15 protein-coding genes are annotated in these 18060 nt (G+C 66.7%); 3 read left to right on the forward strand and 12 right to left on the reverse strand.

Annotated features, from left to right (window positions below):
- Positions 1-3: 3 nt before the first annotated feature.
- The 6 genes from IAE24_RS23645 to IAE24_RS23670 form a co-directional block, all read right to left on the reverse strand.
- Entirely contained in the window at positions 4-1059 is a 1056-nt protein-coding gene (locus IAE24_RS23645; RefSeq protein ID WP_199961978.1) for an ABC transporter permease, read from the reverse strand.
- Positions 1056-2573, reverse strand: a complete 1518-nt coding sequence (locus IAE24_RS23650) for a sugar ABC transporter ATP-binding protein (protein WP_233630788.1) — start codon at positions 2571-2573, stop codon at positions 1056-1058. The genes IAE24_RS23645 and IAE24_RS23650 overlap by 4 nt, the downstream gene beginning before the upstream one ends.
- 59 nt (positions 2574-2632) lie before the next feature.
- Positions 2633-3553, reverse strand: coding sequence for a substrate-binding domain-containing protein (locus IAE24_RS23655; RefSeq protein WP_199961981.1), 921 nt, complete (start codon positions 3551-3553; stop codon positions 2633-2635).
- Between the two features lie 35 nt (positions 3554-3588).
- Positions 3589-4398, reverse strand: coding sequence for a DeoR family transcriptional regulator (locus IAE24_RS23660; protein ID WP_199961983.1), 810 nt, complete (start codon positions 4396-4398; stop codon positions 3589-3591).
- Positions 4399-4508: 110 nt separating this feature from the next.
- Positions 4509-5240, reverse strand: a complete 732-nt coding sequence (locus IAE24_RS23665; RefSeq protein WP_199961984.1) for a type 1 glutamine amidotransferase — start codon at positions 5238-5240, stop codon at positions 4509-4511.
- A 183-nt stretch (positions 5241-5423) separates the two neighbouring features.
- A complete protein-coding gene (locus IAE24_RS23670) occupies positions 5424-6818 on the reverse strand; it encodes a hypothetical protein (protein ID WP_233626366.1) in 1395 nt (464 codons plus the stop codon).
- Between IAE24_RS23670 and IAE24_RS30375 the strand changes: the two genes are divergently transcribed.
- Positions 6810-7202 carry a hypothetical protein gene (locus tag IAE24_RS30375; RefSeq protein WP_232245146.1) on the forward strand — a complete coding sequence of 131 codons (393 nt, stop codon included), beginning with the start codon at positions 6810-6812 and terminating at the stop codon, positions 7200-7202. The genes IAE24_RS23670 and IAE24_RS30375 overlap by 9 nt on opposite strands.
- Before the next feature lie 655 nt (positions 7203-7857).
- Here IAE24_RS30375 and IAE24_RS23675 read toward each other — a convergent pair.
- Entirely contained in the window at positions 7858-8760 is a 903-nt protein-coding gene (locus IAE24_RS23675) for a DMT family transporter (protein ID WP_013802833.1), read from the reverse strand.
- A 14-nt stretch (positions 8761-8774) separates the two neighbouring features.
- On the opposite strand from IAE24_RS23675, the gene IAE24_RS23680 reads away from it, so the two are divergent.
- The gene (locus IAE24_RS23680) at positions 8775-9344 is read left to right on the forward strand and encodes a helix-turn-helix domain-containing protein (RefSeq protein WP_013802832.1); all 570 of its coding nucleotides are present in this window, start codon (positions 8775-8777) and stop codon (positions 9342-9344) included.
- Positions 9345-9389: 45 nt separating this feature from the next.
- Here the strand turns inward: IAE24_RS23680 and IAE24_RS23685 are convergent, their stop codons facing one another.
- On the reverse strand, positions 9390-9563 hold the full coding sequence (locus IAE24_RS23685) for a hypothetical protein (RefSeq protein WP_199961987.1): 174 nt from the start codon (positions 9561-9563) through the stop codon (positions 9390-9392).
- Positions 9564-10076: 513 nt separating this feature from the next.
- On the opposite strand from IAE24_RS23685, the gene IAE24_RS23690 reads away from it, so the two are divergent.
- Positions 10077-11297 (forward strand): MFS transporter, encoded by a 1221-nt coding sequence (locus tag IAE24_RS23690; protein WP_199961989.1) that lies wholly within the window; start codon positions 10077-10079, stop codon positions 11295-11297.
- Positions 11298-11484: 187 nt separating this feature from the next.
- Here IAE24_RS23690 and IAE24_RS23695 read toward each other — a convergent pair whose 3' ends face one another.
- Genes IAE24_RS23695 through IAE24_RS23710 form a run of 4 tightly spaced genes read right to left on the reverse strand, consistent with a single transcriptional unit; the run spans position 11485 to position 18060 of the window.
- Positions 11485-16116 (reverse strand): DUF4347 domain-containing protein, encoded by a 4632-nt coding sequence (locus IAE24_RS23695; protein WP_199961990.1) that lies wholly within the window; start codon positions 16114-16116, stop codon positions 11485-11487.
- On the reverse strand, positions 16113-16970 hold the full coding sequence (locus IAE24_RS23700; protein WP_043823120.1) for a sulfotransferase family protein: 858 nt from the start codon (positions 16968-16970) through the stop codon (positions 16113-16115). The genes IAE24_RS23695 and IAE24_RS23700 overlap by 4 nt, the downstream gene beginning before the upstream one ends.
- A 14-nt stretch (positions 16971-16984) precedes the next feature.
- The gene (locus tag IAE24_RS23705; RefSeq protein WP_199961991.1) at positions 16985-17518 is read right to left on the reverse strand and encodes a phage tail protein; all 534 of its coding nucleotides are present in this window, start codon (positions 17516-17518) and stop codon (positions 16985-16987) included.
- An 11-nt stretch (positions 17519-17529) separates the two neighbouring features.
- Positions 17530-18060, reverse strand: a complete 531-nt coding sequence (locus IAE24_RS23710; RefSeq protein ID WP_199961993.1) for a phage tail protein — start codon at positions 18058-18060, stop codon at positions 17530-17532.

Genomic DNA, 18060 nt, shown 5'->3' on the forward strand with positions numbered 1-18060 from the left:
GCGTCAGCGCCTGCGCCTGCTGTGCACATCGATGCACACGGCCACCAGAATCACGCTGCCCTTGACGATGAGCTGATAGAAGTAGGGCACGCTCATCAGGTTCATGCCGTTGTTGATGACGCCGATCATCAGCGCCCCTATCAAGGTGCCCGCAACGCTGCCGTGGCCTCCGGCCAGGCGCGTGCCGCCCAGCACGGCGGCGGCAATGGCGTCCAGCTCCCAGCCCATGGCCGCGTTGGGCTGGGCCGAGTACAGGCGCGAGGTGAGCACCAGGCCGCCCACGGCCGCCATCAGCCCCGACAGCATGAAGATGGCGATCTTGAGCCGCCCCACCCGTATGCCCGCATAGGTGGCCGCCTCGGCATTGCCGCCTGCCAGATAGGTCTTGCGGCCAAAGACGGTACGGGCCAGCACGAAGTGGTTGGCGGCCAGCAGTGCGGCCAGGATCCAGATGGGCACGGGCATGCCCAGCCATTCGCCGTTGCCGATCCACAGAAAGGCCTCGTTGTCCACCGGCGCCGGCATGCCGCCCGAGACGATATAGGCCAGACCCCGGAAGATGCCCATGGTCGCCACCGTCACGATGAAGGACGGCAGATGCAGCAGCGCCGACAATGAGCCGTTGAGTGCCCCCAGCAGCAGGCCGCACAGCAGCACGGCGGGCAGCACCAGGGCGGGCGCCAGGCCCTGGCCCAGCATCAGGCCGGCCACGCTGCCTGCCAGGGCGACCACCGATCCCACCGAGAGGTCGATCTCGCCCAGCAGCAGCACATAGGTCATGCCGAAGGCCACGATGGCGATGATGGACACCTGCAGCAGCACGTTGCGCAGGTTGCCGCCCGTCAGAAAGGCCGGCGACAGCAGGGAGAACAGCAGCACCAGGGCGGTAAGGCCCATGAGGGTGCCGGCGTGGCGCCGCAGCGATCGCCAGCCACCTCGCAAGCCGTCGCGCCATGTTTCCTGGCTGTCCGGGATGCTTTCGGCGGCGTCGGAGGCGTCGGAGGCGTTGGAGGCCTTGGAGTAGCCAGACGCGGTGATGCTCAGTTCGGAAGGGGTCATGGCAGTCCTGCTCCGGTGGCGTGCGCCATCACGGTCTCCTGGCGCAGATGGAGGGTGTCCAGGCTCTGGACGAGGCGCTTGTTGCGCATGACCAGCAGGCGGTCGCTCATGGCCAGTGCCTCGGGCAGTTCCGACGACACCAGGATGACGGCCGTGCCGGCCGCTGCCAGCTCGCGGATCAGGGCATAGATCTCGAACTTCGCGCCCACGTCGATGCCGCGCGTGGGCTCGTCCAGCACCAGCAGCCGGGGGCGCATGGCCAGCCATTTGGCGAACACGATCTTTTGCTGGTTGCCGCCCGACAGCTGGCGCACGGGCTGGTGCAGGCCGGCAACGCGTATCTTCAGCCGCTGCACGCAGGCGCGGGCCAGCGATTGCTCGGCCGCCTCGTCGGTGAGCAGTGCGCCGCCGCGCCCGCTGTGCACCTGCACCATGCAGATGTTGTGCTGCACGGACTGGTCCAGCACCAGGCCTTGCTCCTTGCGGTTCTCGGTCACGAAGGCCATGCCCTGGCCAATGGCGTCGGCCGGCGAGCGCAGGCGCAGCGGCCGGCCGTGCATGAGGATGCTGCCCGTGCAGCGGTGCATGCCGAACAGCGCATCCATGACATCGGACCGGCCCGAGCCCACCAGCCCGAAGAAGCCCACGATCTCGCCCGCATGGACCTCGAAGTCAATGTCTTCGAAGCGCCCGGCCAGGCCCAGGCCGCGCACCTGGAGCAGGGCGCGCGTGCTGCGGTCAGGGGCGGGGCCGCGCGGCGGATAGATGTCCTGCATCTGGCGCCCCACCATGAGCGCGATCAGCGCCCCGATGTCGGTTTCGTCCCGCGCCAGGGTGCAGATGGAGCTGCCATCACGCATGACGGTGATCTCGTCGGAGATGCGCATGATCTCGTCCATGCGGTGCGAGACGTAGATGATGGCGCGCCCTTCGGCCTTGAGGCGGGCGATGAGGGTGAAGAGAATGTGCGCCTCGCTGTCGCTGAGGGAGGAGGTGGGCTCGTCCATGATGACGATGCGCGCGGGCTGGGCCAGCGCCTTGGCGATCTCCACCAGCTGGCGCTGGGCCAGCGACAGTTCGGCCACCTGCGCGTTGGGGTCCAGGTCCATGCCCAGGCGGGCCAGCAGCGCGGCGGCGTCGCGGCGCAGTGCGCGGCGGTCCACGCAGCCGGCCCGCTGCGGGAGCCGCGCGGCGAAGAGGTTGTCTGCCACGCTGAGGTTGGGCGCCAGGCTCAGCTCCTGATGAACGATGGCGATACCGTGGCGCTGCGCATCGGCGGGGCTGGCCAGCTCGGTGCCGGTGCCCTCGATCAGCAGCTGGCCGCCATCCGTCCGGTGCACGCCGGCCAGGATTTTGAGCAGGGTGGATTTGCCGGCCCCGTTCTCGCCCAGCAGCGTGTGCACCGTGCCTGCGCGCAGGCGGAAGGAAACGCCTTTGAGCGCCTGCACGGCGCCGAAGGATTTGGCCAGCGCCCGGGCCTCGAGCATGGGGGGCGGCGCAACGGCGTCGAGCATGGCACGGCCTGGGTGGCTGTGTGCAGTGGGGCCTGGCATGGCGGGCTCCGCAGGTCCATTTACCTGGCGGCTGCCGTGTACACGCCGGGCAGCACGGGGTGGAATTTTTCCACCGGCTTGCCCTGCAGCAGCTGCGCGGCAATGGCCACGGCTTGCAGTCCCAGCTGGTCGGGGTACTGGCGGATCACGCCCACAAAGGCCGGTTCGCGGTCTACGGCCGCGCGCGCCTCGGCCATGCCGTCAAAGCCGACGATCTTGACCTGCTCCAGCTTTCTTGCGCCCTTGACGCTGGCCAGTGCAGCCAGGGCCGCATCGTCGCCAAACCCGAAGATGCCAGCGAGATCGGGGTGGGCCTGCAGCATGTTCTGCGAAGCGGCCAGGGCCTCGGCACGCGTGATGCCCGGCTGCACGGAGACGATCTTCATGCCGGGAAAGGTGGCGATGGCGGCCTTGAAACCCTCCACGCGATCGACCACGGACTGTATGGACGGGTAGTGCAGCACGCCGATCTGGCCCTTGCCGCCCGTGGCCCGACCCATGAGCTGGCCGGCCAGCACGCCGCCGGCGCGGTTGTCGGTGGCCACGTGCGATGCGACCTCGACCCCGCTGGCGGCAATGTCCACGGTGATCACGGGAATGCGGGCGGCGGCAGCCTTGAGCACGGCGGCCTTCACGCCCCGGGAATCGACGGGCGACAGGATGATGGCATCCACCTTCTTGCTGACGAAGTCCTCCACATCGGAGATCTGCTTGCCCAGGTCCTGGTTGGCAATGCTCAGGTCCAGCTTCAGCCCCTGTCGCGCGGCTTCCTGCTGCATGGCCTGGGCCAGCTCCAGGTAGAACGGGTGCTGCTGCGTGAGCAGGGACACGCCGAGGGTGCGGGCGGGGCCGGGGCCCGGCTGTGCAAGCGCCGGGCTGGCCGGCAGGCCGAATGTGAATGCGCCGGCCAGCATGCGCCGGAGAAACGTGTTGCGGTCCATGGCTGTCTCCCTCCCTCTGTCGTTGTGGAAAAAACTCAGGTTCTGGCGAATTCGATGCGGCCCTCGGCTTTGCGGGTGGCCTGCAGCCGGTGGTGCGCCAGCAGATCGAAGGCGCCCGGCTCCATGTCCTGGTGGGCGCACAGGCCGTCGATCTGGGAGATGTCGCAGACCGGGTGCCCGCCCGTGGTGCTGTCCAGATCCAGGGCCAGCGCCACGGCCTTGGCGCTGTGCTCCACGGCCGCCGAATACAGGCGAGCCGCGCCTGGGTCGCGGCACAGCAGGCGGTTGCGGTCGTCGATGCCGCAGATCTCGAACAGGCAGATGTCCAGCGGCCGGGCCCGCAGACCCGCTTCCGCCCCGGGGCCGATGAGGCCGGGCTCGTCGCCGGCCAGCGTGCCGCCCGTGACGTGGATGGCGCAATCGAGAAACTGCCGCGCCGTCGCCACCATGGCCAGGTCGTGCAGCGTCAGCGCAATGCCCTGGCGGCTGGCCAGCAGCGGCAGCACGCGGTGGGTGATGCGGCCGCTGCCCAGGAAGACCGAGGCGTCGTCCTCGATCCAGCCCAGCGAGCCCTGGGCCACCTGGGCCTGCGCCGGGCCTTGCGCGGCGGCAGGGGCGCCGGGTATCTCGGCGGCCGTCTTGAGCAGGGCCGGGTTGTAGCGCGCCTTGCCGAAGGCGCGCACCACATAGCCCTGCTGCTCCAGGTAGTGCAGGTCGTTGCGGATGGTGACGGTGGAGACGCCGAAGAGCACGCTCAGCGCCTCCACCCGCACCTCGTCGGTCTTGCGCGCCAGCTCCACGATCTGCAGCCTGCGCTTGAGTGAACTGTTGCCCTGGTCCTGCATGTGTTCTTTCGATTTGAAAGTTTTTTATTTCGTATCGAAAGTTTCCCTGCGTGCAAACGCCACGTCAAGCGCTCCCCGGGTATTCACCGGGGCGTCCGCTCCGGGGAGGGCTATCGGCTGGCCACGCCCAGATTCACGACCACCGGCCGCTGCAACTGTGCCGTCCAGGCCCGGTAGGTCCGGTGAGCCAGGGCGTTCAGCACGGGAATGCGCAGGTCCAGGTGGCGCAGGATCTCGCTCTCGGTCTGCGCCGCAGGGCCGCGTGCGCGCAGCAGCTCGTCATGGCCTTCGGTGCACCAGGCAGCCACGCTGGCGGCGGTCACTTCCATGTGGCCCTGGAAGGCCCAGTGCCGGCCGTGGCGAAAGCCCTTGTTCAGGCAGTGGCTGCCGTACATGGTGCGCACGGCCCCGCGCGGGATCTCGAAGGTGTCGTAGTGCCAATGGAAGATCGTCGCCTCGCGCGGCAGGTCCATGACCTGCTGGGCGGCGGCCGTCACCCAGATGCGGCTCCAGCCAATGTTGGGGCAGGGGTTGCGCCAGACCCTGGCGCCCATGGCGCGCGCCAGCATCTGTGCGCCAAAGCAGTGGCCGAGCACGGGGATGTCGCTGCGCAGCGCATCGGCCAGCAGGGCCTGCTCATCCTCCATCCACGGCAGGCCCTCGTTCACGCTGTGGTTGCTGCCCAGCACCACGATGCCGCTGTAGTCGGCGGCGTTCACAGGGGCTGTGCCATCGAGGGCGGGCTGCAACAGTCGGTAGGGAATGCACTGCTGCTCCAGGTGTTCACGCAGAACGCCGGGGCCCTGGGCGGATTCGTGCTGGAGGATGGCGACAGGTCTCATGGCGGCGCGGCTTCATCGGGAAGCCATTTGTTGTGAGGCCTTGACTCTAGGGACGGCTGCCTCAAGGGCGGATTGTGTTTGCGCACAACGCCATCAAGGCCGCATCAAGGCCGCCCCATGCCTTGCGCAGGCCCAACGAAAAAAGGCGCCACGGCCGTGGCGCCTTTGATGGTGGCAACTCCGTCAATCGTGGTGCCGCCCGGAGCGCTGCGGACCCGGCTGCCTGCCACGGCGGCGCAGTCCCAGCGCCGCCGCGCCCAGCAGGAGCAGGGAGGCCCAGGCCCCTCCCACGGGGATGGCTGCGACGGAGTCGCTGCCTGGGACATCGTCCGCGCCAGGCGTGGTCTTGGTGGTGGTCGCAGTGCTTGAGTCGACATCGCCCGTCGCCTGGGTCTGGGTGACCGTGATGGTCACCGATCCCTTGGGCAGGCCGCTCACGTCTGTGGCAGGAGTGGTCCAGTGGCCATTGCCATCGCAGGGCACGGTCACCACCACGGCCTTGGGTGCCGTGCCGATGGTCACCGTCACGCTGCCGCCGCCGGCCGTGCAGGTGCCAGAGAGGATGTAGCTGCCCTGGTTGCCCGCGTCTATCGGGGGAGGATTCACCACCGTGACCGAGGGCGTGGTGGGCGGCGTGGTATCGACCTTGGTGACCGTGGCATCGGCCGTGCCCGAATTGCCGGCGGCATTGGTCTGAGCCACATGGATGCCCACCGTGCCCGCAGGCAGTGCGCTCACGTCGGTGGCGGGGATGGTCCAATCGCCATTGCTGTCGCAGGGCGCAGTGGCCACCACCGCGTTGGGCGCCGTGCCTATGGTCACCGTGACGCTGCCTGCGCCGACTGTGCAGGTGCCAGAGAGGATGTAGGCGCCCTGGTTGCCGGCATTGATCTGGGGCGGGGTGCCCACTGTGACCACAGGCAGCGTGGTGTCTGCCTTGGTGACGGAGACATTGGCGGTCCCTGTATTGCCAGCCGCATCGGTCTGGCTGGCCTGGATGGGCACCGTGCCCGCAGGCAGCCCGCCCAGGTCGGTGGCGGCAGTGGTCCATTGGCCGTTGCTGTCGCATGCTGCGATGGCTTCCACGGAGTTGGGCGCCGTGCCGATGCGCACCCTGACATCGCCATCGCCGGCCGTGCAGGTGCCAGAGACGGTGTAGCCGTGCTCATTGCCGGCATTGATCGCGGCTGCGTTGTCCACCGCGACCACGGGTGCCGTCGTGTCCGTGGCTGCGGCCGTGGTCTTGGTGGTGATGACACTTCGCGTGCCGGTGTTGCCGGCCGCATCGGTCTGGGTGGCCGTGATGTCCACCGGACCCAGGGGCAGGCTGGCCACATTGGCAGCCGGTGCCGTCCAGGCTCCGGCTGCATTGCAGGCCGTCGTCATGGTCACGAACTTCGGGGCCGTGCCGATGGTCACCTTCACATTGCCATCGCCCGCGGTGCAACTGCCTGCGACGATGTAGGCCTCCTGGTTGCCTGCATTGATCACCGGGGACGTGGTGATGTCTACCGCAGGTGGCGTGGTATCTCCTTGCGCTGCCGTGCAGTCGGCAAGCGAGGCTTGCGAATGGCCCAAGACGAGGTTGACGTCGGCGAGGGTGGGTATTTTCGCGCCAATGCGCAGGGCATTGACTTCCATTCCCCCATCCACGGGAGTTTGCTCATTGAAAACGATTTCCAGGATTCCGGTATTCAGTCCGGTATTGGGGGATGGATTCAGTGGAATTGGGACAGGGATACCGAGCACGGAGATGCTCAGGTTCTCGATGGTCGCGGCCCCGGTAGGCTGGACGGCGCCATTGACGCAGGTTGCATGCACTTGGGACTGCAGCACATCAGCCTTGATGGCCACGACGCCAGCGATGGACAGGTTGATGTCACTGATGCCTGCGGTTGTTTCGACGCGGTTTTGCGCCAGCGAGCTCCCGGTGCTTGCCGAGAGCACACCCGCCTTCAATGAAATCAAGCTGTTGGTGGCGCCCCCGATGTCTGCAGCAAGCATTTTCCCGGAGACATTGAACGCCGGCGGCGCACTTTGCAGTCCGGTATCTACCAGCGGGATATCCAGCCCGAGGCCTACCAATGAAACGCCGGCCTTCACTTCCAGCGCATAGCCGCGACCTTGCCCTGCCGAGGCGGCCCATGCGGTGCCACCCGTCCCCAAAACGATTGTGCAGCTGACTGCCATTGCCGCCGTAAAGCCGGTCAACTTCCGCCAATTCCCCTTGCCACGCTTTTGCATGCCATCGCCCTTTCATGAGTTCCTGAATTGAATGACCATCAAGCCGATGAATGGCTTGCCTGTTTTCAAAAGCGGAATCTAAAGGGTTGATTGCGTTTTGTAATGATCTTTTTGATGAAAATCGGATTTTCAGAGTCGTCCTAGGATTATTAAGGAAATGGGATTTATCCTAGGAATAGCTTATTTGATCTCGGATGTTTCTGATTGATTATGAAAATACCGTTTTTCAAGAGCTTCTGAGAAGTGTCCTGGCCGGGTTTTCGAGGCGCCTGGCATGCCCCCGCGATTTGTCCTGCGCAGCAATTCGCCTGTGGCCTTGCCGCAGGGTTGGACAGGTGCGGCCCAGCACGCAGGGGGCCGCAGCCGGGGTGCGTTACGGCTTGGGTGTTTGCCTGCCCAGGCGCAGCTCGCTGACCAGCACCCCGCCCACGATCAGCGCGGCCCCCAGAATGGCCAGCCCCGGCAGCCGGTCGCCGGCCATGCGTCCCACAATGCCGGCCCAGACCGGCTCGCTGGCATAGATCACGGTCGCACGCGTGGGCGACAGGGACTTCTGGGCCCAGTTCATGGTCAGCTGGATCAGGATGCTGGCGCAGGCCATGGCCACCGCGGCGGACAGCCAGACCCAGGAGAAATCGGGCACGGATTCGCCCGCCACCGGCATGGCCAGCAGCGCCATGACGCCGGCCGCCAGCAACTGCACCGTGGTCACGCGCCGCGCATCGACCTTGCCCGCGAAATGCCCGATCAGCAGCACCTCGGCCGCAATGGCCAGCGTGCTCAGCATGGTTGCCATCTCGCCCACGTTCAACTCCATGCCGCCGGACTCCGGTCCCGCCACCAGCATGAGTCCCGTGAAGGCCAGGCCGATGCCTATCCAGCTCATCAGGCGCGGCGGCTTGCCCATCACCAGCCATTGCACAAGAGGCACCAGCGGCACATACAGCGCCGTCAGAAACGCCGACTTGCTGCTGCTGATGGTCTGCAGCCCGAAGGTCTGCAGGCCATAGCCCAGGAAGATGCTGGCGCCGATGGCGATGCCTGCCACCAGCTCGGTGCGCGTGAGCCCGGCCATGGCCTTGCGAAACACCAGCAGCCCGATCAAACCCGCCGTGACAAAGCGCAGGCCCACAAAGAACAGCGGCCCGCTGTGCTGCATGGCCAGGTGGACCACGAGAAAGGTGCCGCCCCAGACCATGGTGACGGCGATGAGGGCCAGCTCCTGCCGGCTGAGCAGTGGCGTGCGCGAACTGTGAGAAGATGACGTGTGCAACATATTGCGCAGATCATATGAGAAATATATTGCACAGCGCTGGCGAGCGCTCCGATGTCCTGGCTTTCGTCAGCGAAAACCTGCGCCGCCTGCGCCAGCGTGCAGGACTGAGCCAGGCGGCCCTGGCCGAGGCCGCAGGCCTGAGCCGGCGCATGGTCGTGCAGCTGGAAGGCGGCGACACCAACATCAGCCTGTCCAGCCTGGACCGGCTGGCCGACGCGCTGGGCGCCAGCTTCATAGAAATCGTCAGCGACCCGGCCGCGCAGCGCCTGCGCATGGACGCCATGGCCTGGCGCGGCACCCGGCCCGAAAGCCAGGCCATGCTGCTGGGCAGCGTGCCTGCCACGCGCGAGGCCCAGCTGTGGTCCTGGTCCCTGGGCCCCGGCGAACGCTACCAGGCCCAACCCGACCCGGAAGGCTGGCATGAAATGATCGTCGTGGTCGAAGGCCGCCTGCTGGTGGACCTGAGCGAAGGCCCCATGACCATCGAGGCCGGCGACTATGCCATCTACGGCAGCGCCCAGGACTACGCCTACGTGAACCTGCACGAAGGCGTGACGCGGTTCATTCGCAATGTGATTTCCTGAGGGCGTTGCAGCGGTCTGTGCCGTGCTTTGAGCAAGGCACTGTCGTCAGTGAAATGCGGTGGGCTGCGGTGCCGCTTCAGACTGAAGCCGTGCATACACAGCGCGGACCACCAAAGGATCTGTGCTGCGCAAATCAAAGGAACGGGCAAAGCCGCAGATCGACTCGCCGTTGCGGGCAGAGGCAAGCGCCTGCAGTCTGGTTTTCTCGCGGTTGTTCAACCATGCTCCGCAACTGACCAAGGCAGTGACGGTGAGTGCCGTGGCAGCCGGATGTGCCACGGAAATGGTGCCTGTGGCGCACGCCAAGACTGCAATGAGGCTCCAGAAAGCCAAGCGCTGCAAAACGCCGGGCACGGTGCCCGGTACCGTGCGGGCGGGCGAGGGAAGCTGTCGGCGAGAGGATCTGCGAATGGAGAGAGTGCAGCCCGTGAACGGATGCAGGAAGAAAACGATTCTTCGTGGCGATCATAGATGCGCAGCGGCTGGGCGCAACGAGGCATGGATTGCCACAGGCGACGGTTTGGTGACCCGCCTCGCCCCAACCCATGCACCCTTGCGGCCGTCCCTCTGAACAACTGCGCCTTGTCTCCCATACACCGGCGATGGAATGCTGCCGGCCTTGCAGGTGCGCCGTCATTGCAATTCCGTTCTTTGCTCTGTATTCATGGGGTTGATACCTAATGTCTAAACATGTATAGACAACTAGAGTCATCCCATACCAAGGAGATGCAAATGAGGCGAGGCAGGCTTTTCCGGGGCTGGTACATCGTGGGCGCCGTGCATGTGCTGCTGGCGCTGATCTTTGGCGCGGCCTATTCGTTCGGGGCGTTTTTCGCCAGCATCCAGGCCCAGTTCGGTGCCAGCAGCTTTTCCACGGCCTCCATCTTTTCCCTGACGGCCCTGATCTACTACGGCGTGGGCGTGTTCTCGGGGGCCTGGAGCGACAGGACCTCGGTACGCACCGTCACCTCGGCCGGCATCGTGCTGCTGGCGCTGGGCTTTGTGGCCAGCAGCCTGCTGTCCTCATCGCTGGTGCTGTTCCTGGGCGCCTTCTGCATTCTGGTCGGCCTGGGCGTGGGCCTGGTGTATGTACCCGCCGTCTCCACCATTGCGCGCTGGTTCGTGCTGCGGCGCAGTTCAGCCTCCGGCATCGCGCTGGCGGGCACCGGGCTGGGCACGCTGCTCGGCCCCGTGGTGGCGGGTGCACTCATGGAGCATCTGTCCTGGCAGCTGACCATGCAGGTCTATGCCGCAGCCATCGCACTGGCCGGCCTGGCTGCGGCGGCCGTCCTGCGCGGCAGGCCTGAGGAGCTGGGGCTGCATCCCGATGGCGTGCCGCCTTCGGCTGTCCCTGCCGCCGGGCAGTCCGCTCCCGGCATGGACCTGGCCCAGGCGGCGCGGCAGGCCCGTTTCTGGTGGTATTTCGCGGCCATCTTTCTGGGCTCCATCGGCCTGTTCCTGGCGCTGATCCACATCAACCCGCTGGCACGCCAGCAGGGGTTGTCTGCCGCGCAGGCCAATGGGCTGATCGGGCTGATCGGCGTGGGCAATGTGCTGGGGCGCCTCGCGCTGGGCCGGCTGGGCGACAGGATGGGGGCGCTGCGCTTTCTGCTGCTGCTCACCGTGTCCCTGGCTGTGCTGTGCGGGCTGTGGTCCATGGCGCGGGGCTTCATGGCCCTGGCCGGTTTCGCGCTGGTGTTCGGCGCAGCCAACGGCGGGTGCATCGCGCTGTATCCCGCCGTGGCCGCCACCTGGTTCGGCACGCGGAACCTGGGCGCCATTTTGGGTGCGCTGTATGTGGCGGTCGGTATCTCGGCCATGGCCGGGGGCAGCCTGGGGGGCTGGCTGTTCGATATCTGGGGCGGCTACACGCCGTCCATCCTGCTGGCGGGAGCCAGCGCTGCGCTGTCGGCCCTGGCGGTGTGGCGGGCCGAATGCGCTGGGCGCGGTTAAGAAAAGCCTTGTGCAGCAGGCGTGGCTCACAGGGTTGGCGGCTTGCCGCAGTCCCAGGCGATACGGGCTCTGCGAACGGCCGTCGCCGCACCTGCACCGAAGGCGGCCTGGGCCCTTCATGCAAAAGGCCCTGGCTCTTGCGAACCAGGGCCTGCCAAGCTGCCAAACAGCCAGGGCAGCTTGCGCGTCAGCGCCGTGCCGTGAACACCTTCCTGCTGCGCAGGGCCAGGCCTCCCAGCAGCCCGGACAGCATTGCGAGCGCCCATCCACCCAGCGAGGGAATGGCCTGCGCGCCGCCGGGTGCCACAGCAGCCACCACGGGAACGAACGGATCGCTGACGGTGCCCGTGGCCGGGTTGGTATCGCCCAGACCGTTGTCGGTGATGGTGTAGCTGACCGTGGTGCGGGCAGCGTTCAGGACCACGTTCAGCGAGGTGGCTGCATTTGTGGGGTCGAACCAGCCTCCTGCTCCGTCGGGCTTGCGGAACTGCACGCCCACGGGCAGCGGGCTGGGGTAGACCAGGGTCATCGTCACGGCGCCCGTGCACTGCTCGGCCGTGAAGGCGAATTGGCCGTTGGGCGCCTGCAGGCCTGGCGGTGTGGACGCTGCAGGGCCGAAGCCGCCGGTGGCCTGCAGCGTGCAGGTGGCACCGCCGCCGGACAGCGTCGCTGTCGGCGTGCCGGCCATGCCGGGCACGCTGCCTGGCGCGCCCACCAGCTCCAGCTTGCGCGGCGTGGCTTGTACCGCTGCGGAGTCCGCGCTGGTCTGTGCGCCATTGGTGGCCTTGACGGTGAAGTTGTAGACAAATCCATTTGTCAGACCCGTCACGACGATGGGCGATGTGGTGCCCGTCTGCGTTGTCACGGAGGGGGCACCGGGTACCGCCACTGGTGTGGCGGTCACGGTGTAGCCGGAAATGGGCGCACCGCCGCTGCCCACGGAGGCCGTGAAGTTCACCGTGGCCTGGGCGTCTGCGGCAGTGACGGTGCCGATGACGGGGATATCAGGCGCGATGGCGTTCACGGCAAAGCTCTGCGTGACCTGGGGTGCGGCGCTGGTGGCGGCATCGCCGGCCTGGTCGGCTGCAATGGTGCAGGTGCCTGCGGTCACGAAGGTCAGCGAGCCCGTTGGCGTGATGGTGCACACGCCCGTGGTGGACGATGTGAAGCTCACCGGATAGCTGGCGCCTGCGCTGGAGGTGGCCGTCAGCGTGGGTGTGGTGCCGAAGTTGTAGCTGGCAGCGGGCGTGAAGCTGATGGTCTGCGAGGCCCTGGGCGTCACGGCGTTGGATGCAGCCGAGGGAGAGCCTGGCCCGGCAGAGTTGGCGGCCGTCACCGAGAAGGTGTAGGCCGTGCCATTGATCAGGCCGGGCACGGTGATCGGGCTGCTGCCTGTCGCCGTGAAGCTGCCCGGGCTGGATGTGGCGGTGTAGGTGACGGCGGCTCCCCCGGTGGAGGCGGGTGCGGTGAAGCTCACGGTGGCCTGGGCATTGCCGGCTGTTGCCGTGCCGATGGTGGGCGCTCCCGGTGCGACGGCGTTGACGTTGAAGGTCTGCGAGACCTGGGGTGCGGCGCTGGTGGCCGCATCGCCGGCCTGGTTGGCGTTGATGGTGCAGCTGCCGGCGGTCACGAAGGTCAGCGTACCTGTTGACGTGATGGTGCACACGCCCGTGGTGGACGATGTGAAGCTCACCGGATAGCTGGCGCCTGCGCTGGAGGTGGCTGTCAGCGTGGGTGTGGTGCCGAAGTTGTAGCTGGCAGCGGGCGTGAAGCTGATGGTCTGCGAGGCCCTGGGCGTCACGGCGTTGGATGCAGCCGAGGGAGCGCCTGGCCCGGCAGAGTTGGCGGCCGTCACCGAGAAGGTGTAGGCCGTGCCATTGATCAGGCCGGGCACGGTGATCGGGCTGCTGCCCGTCGCCGTGAAGCTGCCCGGGCTGGATGTGGCGGTGTAGGTGACGGCGGCTCCCCCGGTGGAGGCGGGTGCGGTGAAGCTCACGGTGGCCTGGGCATTGCCGGCTGTTGCCGTGCCGATGGTGGGCGCTCCCGGTGCGACGGCGTTGACGGTGAAACTCTGCGAGACCTGGGGTGCGGCGCTGGTGGCCGCGTCGCCGGCCTGGTCCGCGTTGATGGAGCAGCTGCCAGCCGTCACGAAGGTCAGCGAGCCCGTTGGCGTGATGGTGCACACGCCCGTGGTGGACGATGTGAAGCTCACCGGATAGCTGGCGCCTGCGCTGGAGGTGGCTGTCAGCGTGGGTGTGGTGCCGAAGTTGTAGCTGGCCGCAGGGGCAAAGCTGATGGTCTGCGTGCCCTGGGGAGTAACGTTGTTGGACGTGGCCGCAGGGCCGGTCAGTCCTGCCGAGTTGGTGGCCGAGACGTTGAAGCTGTAGCTGATGCCATTGGTCAGGCCGGGCACGGTGATGGTGCAGGCCGCCGGCCCTGGGCAGGATCCGGTCTGGCCTCCGCCCCCGCTGGCCACGGCGGTATAGGTGGAGATGGCCGAGCCGCCGTTGCTTGCCGGGGCAGCGAATGTGATGGAGGCCTGGGCATTGCCGGCCGTGGCCGTGGCACCCGTGGGAGCACCAGGGGCCACCGGAACGGCGACCGTGTGAGTCCCGCCGCTGTTGAAGGACGCAGGCGGCCCGTTGCCCACGCTGTCGGCGATGTTGGTGCTGCCGTTCAGGTTGATCTTGATGGTGCCGGTGCCCGTGATGCCCGAAACGTTGACGTTGACGGAGTTGCCTGTGCTGGCCGAGACACCGGATATGGCGCCGAAGGCCGTGCCCGTGCCGACCAGGGTGAAGTCGTCGGTGGAGATGTTGGTGACGGGTTTGTTGAATGTCACCGTGAACGCCACGCTGGCGTCCCCCGGGGCTGGCGAGCCGCTGACGGCGATGCTGCTGACGGTGGGGATCAGGGTGTCCACGGTGGCGTTGGCGGTGCTTGCCGTGGTGGTGATGTTGCCGGCGTTGTCCACGGCGCTGATGCTCGCATTGAGGTTGTTTCCTGCAACCCCAGCCGGCAGCGGGTGGGTGGCTGTCCAGATTCCGGCGGCGTTGATGGCCGGTATGGCCACCGGGCCGTTGAAGGCGGACAGGTTGATGGACACCGCACTGATGGTGTCAGTGTTGTTGTCGCCCGCAGCAGTGTTGTTCCACTGGGCGATCACGGTGTCACCGGCCTTGAAGGCGCCGCCCACGCCGGACGCTCCCGACAGGGCGATGTTGCCAGGGGTGACGACAGGGGCAATGGTGTCTACCGTGGCATTGGTGGTATCGGACGTGGTCGTGCTGCCGCCGGCATTGGTGGCCGTGACGCTGACGTTGCGGTTGGTGGCGTCGATTGAGCCGGCGACGATGGTATAGGCAGCTGTCCAGACGCCGCCGGAATTGGTGGCCGTGACCGCCGAAGGCCCGCCGAACTGGCTGAAGTCCACCGTGACGCCGGTGATGCCGCTGTTGTTGTCGCCGCCGGCGCTGTTGTTCCAGCTGGCGGTGACGGTGTCATTGATCTTGTAGGCACCACCGGTGCCGGATGCGCCCGAGATCGAGATGCGTGCATCGGTCACCGTGGGCGCCAGGGGGGTGTCGATGGCGTTGGCGATGGTGAAGTTTCTGAACTCCAGATAGGCCGTCTCATTGGCAGCGCAGGAACCTTCGCAGTCAAAGTACAGCTTGAAGCCCTGCAGCTTCACCCCGGCGAAGGCCGCCAGTTGCGCAGGGCCGAACGCGAACGCCTCCCCGCTGCCGCCGACCGAGTTGACGGTGCCCGACTGGATCGTTCCTCCGCCGCGGACCATGCCGACGACGCGCAGATTGGTGAACTCGCCCAGGGTGTACTCACCGGCGTTCAGTCCCGTCAACTCAAACCCGGTGGTATTGGTTCCATCGGCTTTGACATACAGGTAGTGGCCGCTGTTGTCGTTTGCCGCATTGGTCAGCATGTAGGAGATCCCTCCTGCATAGATTCCGACGTTGGGAGTGGATCCGTTGCCGTTCCTGGCGGTCAGGCGGAAGTCGGTGGTACTCAGTTGTGGCGACAGTGCTCCCGACCATCCTGCGAAATTCCGGGTTCCATCGGCTGCGACCAGCACCTCGGAGAAGTCCGCCCTGGCCTTGTCCGAGAAAGCCACCGGGGTGTCGATGTGGCCGCGCTGGATCTCCAGGGTCCAGTCCGCTCCCAGGGCCGGGCTGCCGGTCGGATTGCTGGAGGCAGCGACATCGAGCCCCGTCTGCCGATGGACGATGTCCAGCAGGGCAGCCCCCTTGTCGCCGGCCGCCAGATCGCAGCCGTAGAACAGCAGGTCGCCGCCTGCGCGCACTGCCTGGCGCAACGCGGCCAGCGCCGACGGCTGCTGCAGGACGCTGTCGGAGGTGACACGGCTGCTGCCCAGCTGCAGTTCGCCATCCCAGGCGTGCGAGACCACATGGACCGCGGCCAGGTCGCGGTAGTTGCTCAGGGCGGCGGCCAGCTGAGGGAGGCCGGGCCGCGATGGATCGATCTCCACGGCCGCCACGCCGGGCCTGAGCCCACGGTACAGGGTGGCCTTGTCGGCCACCGCCCCGTCGATCACCACCAGTTCGGAGATGGCCGCAGGATGAACGATGTCCAGGCCTGCCGCATCCGTGGCCGCCGGGGGGCGATGGGGCTTTGCATGGTGGGGCCTGTCGAAGGCGCGGCTGGAGGCATCGAGCTGCAGGCGCGCATGGCGCCCCGGCTGGTAGCCGCCACGCATCAGGTATCCGCCGGCCGGTGTGGCCGCCGCATGGGCGGCAAAGGGAAACAGCAGCGAGGAAAGGCCGCTGAGCAGGGCACGGTTCATGGGGTCTCCTCCGGTATGGGTCGTTTCTGGGTGTCTGCCCTGCGCGGGGCGATGATGCCTGCCTCGGTTCCCGCCTGGTCCTGCCAGAAATCCATGTCCTGGTACTTGGCGAACAGGTCGGGAGGAAGAATGCTGCGGCGTGCCTTGAAAGCCACTTTCCTTTGGACGTCGTGCAGGCCCTTGACGCCAAGGTTCAGGTCGAACTCGTTCTCGGAGTACTCGACATTGTCGAAATCGTGTGCGAAGGCGGGTTCGCCGAGGAAGCGGTAAATGAGTTCCAGCGTGCGCCCGGGATGCTGCGTGAGCAGGTCATAGTCCACCAGCAGCAGGCGCTCGGACAAGGGGCCGTAGTAGGCTTCCTTGAGCGCCGTCCAGGCGCCACCCACCGCGCCGGCCGCGGACATCATGGTCTCGCAGCGCGAATACACCGTCTGCCGGCTGGCGGCGTTGAACATGCGGCTGTAGTCGAAGGGGTTCTTGCGATGTATGAGCTCGAAGCTGTCCATGACCCAGGCGGGATTGCGCACGCAGCAGACCACCTTGAAACCCTCCACCAGTTCGGCCAGCTGGTGCAGGCGTGCCGTCCACTGGCGGTTGGTGTCGAAGATCACCGGCTGCGGGATGTCGGCGTAGTAGGCGTCGATCAAGGCCCGGCACATGGTCTTGCGCCGGGCCTCGTTGAAGAAGGGGTAGGACTCGCTGCCGGCGCCCATCTGCTCCAGGACACTGTTGAGCAGCCCCGCCACGGGACTGCTCATCGCGGCATGCATGCGGGGGTTCTGACGCAGGATGCCCGCGAGCAGAGTGGAGCCCGAGCGCGGCAGGCCGGAGATGAAGTGCAGTGTGCGGGGCATGGCGCCGGCCGTACTCAATTGCGTGGCGGGAAAATCCCGTCCGAGATCGCGATGCAGTAGCTCAGCGCGAGAAACGGTTGCCGGTTTTCGTGGGCCGTGGAGCCGCCGCTGGGACCCAGTGCGGTGGGCGCCAGGGTGGTTGAAGGGGCCGCCACATTGGCCTGCATGTAGCGGACCACGCCGGAGCCGCCGCGCGCGTCGAAGCCCAGATAGCAGCCGGTTTCCGGGGATGCCTTGGTTCCCGCATTGTTCAGGCCGATCACCGCATGGTTGTGCGTGGGCATTTCGCCCTGTATCAGCGTCACGGAGTCCGATCCCGCTTGGGTACCTATGGGCCAGTTGGCGTTGGGATCCATCCCCAAGGGCACGCCGCCCTGCAGGTTGGGCAGGCCAAAGGTAGTCTTGCCATCGCCGCCATAGTAGGTGCCCAGCAGGGCGAACAGCGCCGAATACCGCTGGATGGGCATCAGTTGGCCGTTGCACAGTGCCCAGCCACGCGGGGCAAAGTAAAAGGCGAATTGGCGGATTTCTCCGAGGTAGTAGTCCATGTGCCTGGCCTTCAGTTGCTGCTTGGGAAAACGCCGTAGAGCGCGATGATGTAGTTGACTGCCGTGCTGCGCATGATGTTGCTGTGCGGCAGGGAGGAGCCGGACAGGGTCACGCTGTTCGGCTTCATGCTCTGGGGGAGGGCGCCGCTGCCGGGCTTGGGCAGATAGAAATTGTCGGTGCCGTTTTGCGCAGGAACCAGGTCCGGCGCCGGCTGCGAGGCCGTGGCGGCCGAGGTGCTGGCACGCAGGTCGTGGGTATGGGCGGGCATATTGTTCTGGAGCAGCGTCACCTCCGCGACGCCGAATTGCTCGCCCATCACCCGGTTGGTCAGGCCCGGGCCCTGTCCCTGGCCCACGGGTATGCGGGCACGCAGGTCGGGCAGGGCGAAGGTGTTCTGGCCGTCGCCCCCGTAGGTGGTGCCAATCAGCGCGAACAAGGTGTCGTATTGACTGATGCTCAGGATGGCGCCATTGCACAGCGCCCAGCCTGCGGGTGCGAAATTGCCCCCGAAAAGACGTATTTCACCGACAAAGTTGTCCAT

The sequence above is a fragment of the Delftia sp. S65 genome (genome assembly GCF_016516495.1).
GTDB lineage: Bacteria > Pseudomonadota > Gammaproteobacteria > Burkholderiales > Burkholderiaceae_C > Comamonas > Comamonas acidovorans.

What these genes read in the sequence shown, in the direction of transcription:
- IAE24_RS23680 (WP_013802832.1), top strand. Translation starts at nt 8,775, where the DNA reads ATGAGAAATATATTGCACAGCGCTGGCGAGCGCTCCGATGTCCTGGCT.
- IAE24_RS23700 (WP_043823120.1), bottom strand. Translation starts at nt 16,970, where the DNA reads ATGCCCCGCACACTGCACTTCATCTCCGGCCTGCCGCGCTCGGGCTCC.
- IAE24_RS30375 (WP_232245146.1), top strand. Translation starts at nt 6,810, where the DNA reads ATGGCCCAAGACGAGGTTGACGTCGGCGAGGGTGGGTATTTTCGCGCC.
- IAE24_RS23675 (WP_013802833.1), bottom strand. Translation starts at nt 8,760, where the DNA reads ATGTTGCACACGTCATCTTCTCACAGTTCGCGCACGCCACTGCTCAGC.
- IAE24_RS23645 (WP_199961978.1), bottom strand. Translation starts at nt 1,059, where the DNA reads ATGACCCCTTCCGAACTGAGCATCACCGCGTCTGGCTACTCCAAGGCC.
- IAE24_RS23695 (WP_199961990.1), bottom strand. Translation starts at nt 16,116, where the DNA reads ATGAACCGTGCCCTGCTCAGCGGCCTTTCCTCGCTGCTGTTTCCCTTT.
- IAE24_RS23705 (WP_199961991.1), bottom strand. Translation starts at nt 17,518, where the DNA reads ATGGACTACTACCTCGGAGAAATCCGCCAATTCGCCTTTTACTTTGCC.
- IAE24_RS23660 (WP_199961983.1), bottom strand. Translation starts at nt 4,398, where the DNA reads ATGCAGGACCAGGGCAACAGTTCACTCAAGCGCAGGCTGCAGATCGTG.
- IAE24_RS23665 (WP_199961984.1), bottom strand. Translation starts at nt 5,240, where the DNA reads ATGAGACCTGTCGCCATCCTCCAGCACGAATCCGCCCAGGGCCCCGGC.
- IAE24_RS23650 (WP_233630788.1), bottom strand. Translation starts at nt 2,573, where the DNA reads ATGCTCGACGCCGTTGCGCCGCCCCCCATGCTCGAGGCCCGGGCGCTG.
- IAE24_RS23690 (WP_199961989.1), top strand. Translation starts at nt 10,077, where the DNA reads ATGAGGCGAGGCAGGCTTTTCCGGGGCTGGTACATCGTGGGCGCCGTG.
- IAE24_RS23655 (WP_199961981.1), bottom strand. Translation starts at nt 3,553, where the DNA reads ATGGACCGCAACACGTTTCTCCGGCGCATGCTGGCCGGCGCATTCACA.
- IAE24_RS23710 (WP_199961993.1), bottom strand. Translation starts at nt 18,060, where the DNA reads ATGGACAACTTTGTCGGTGAAATACGTCTTTTCGGGGGCAATTTCGCA.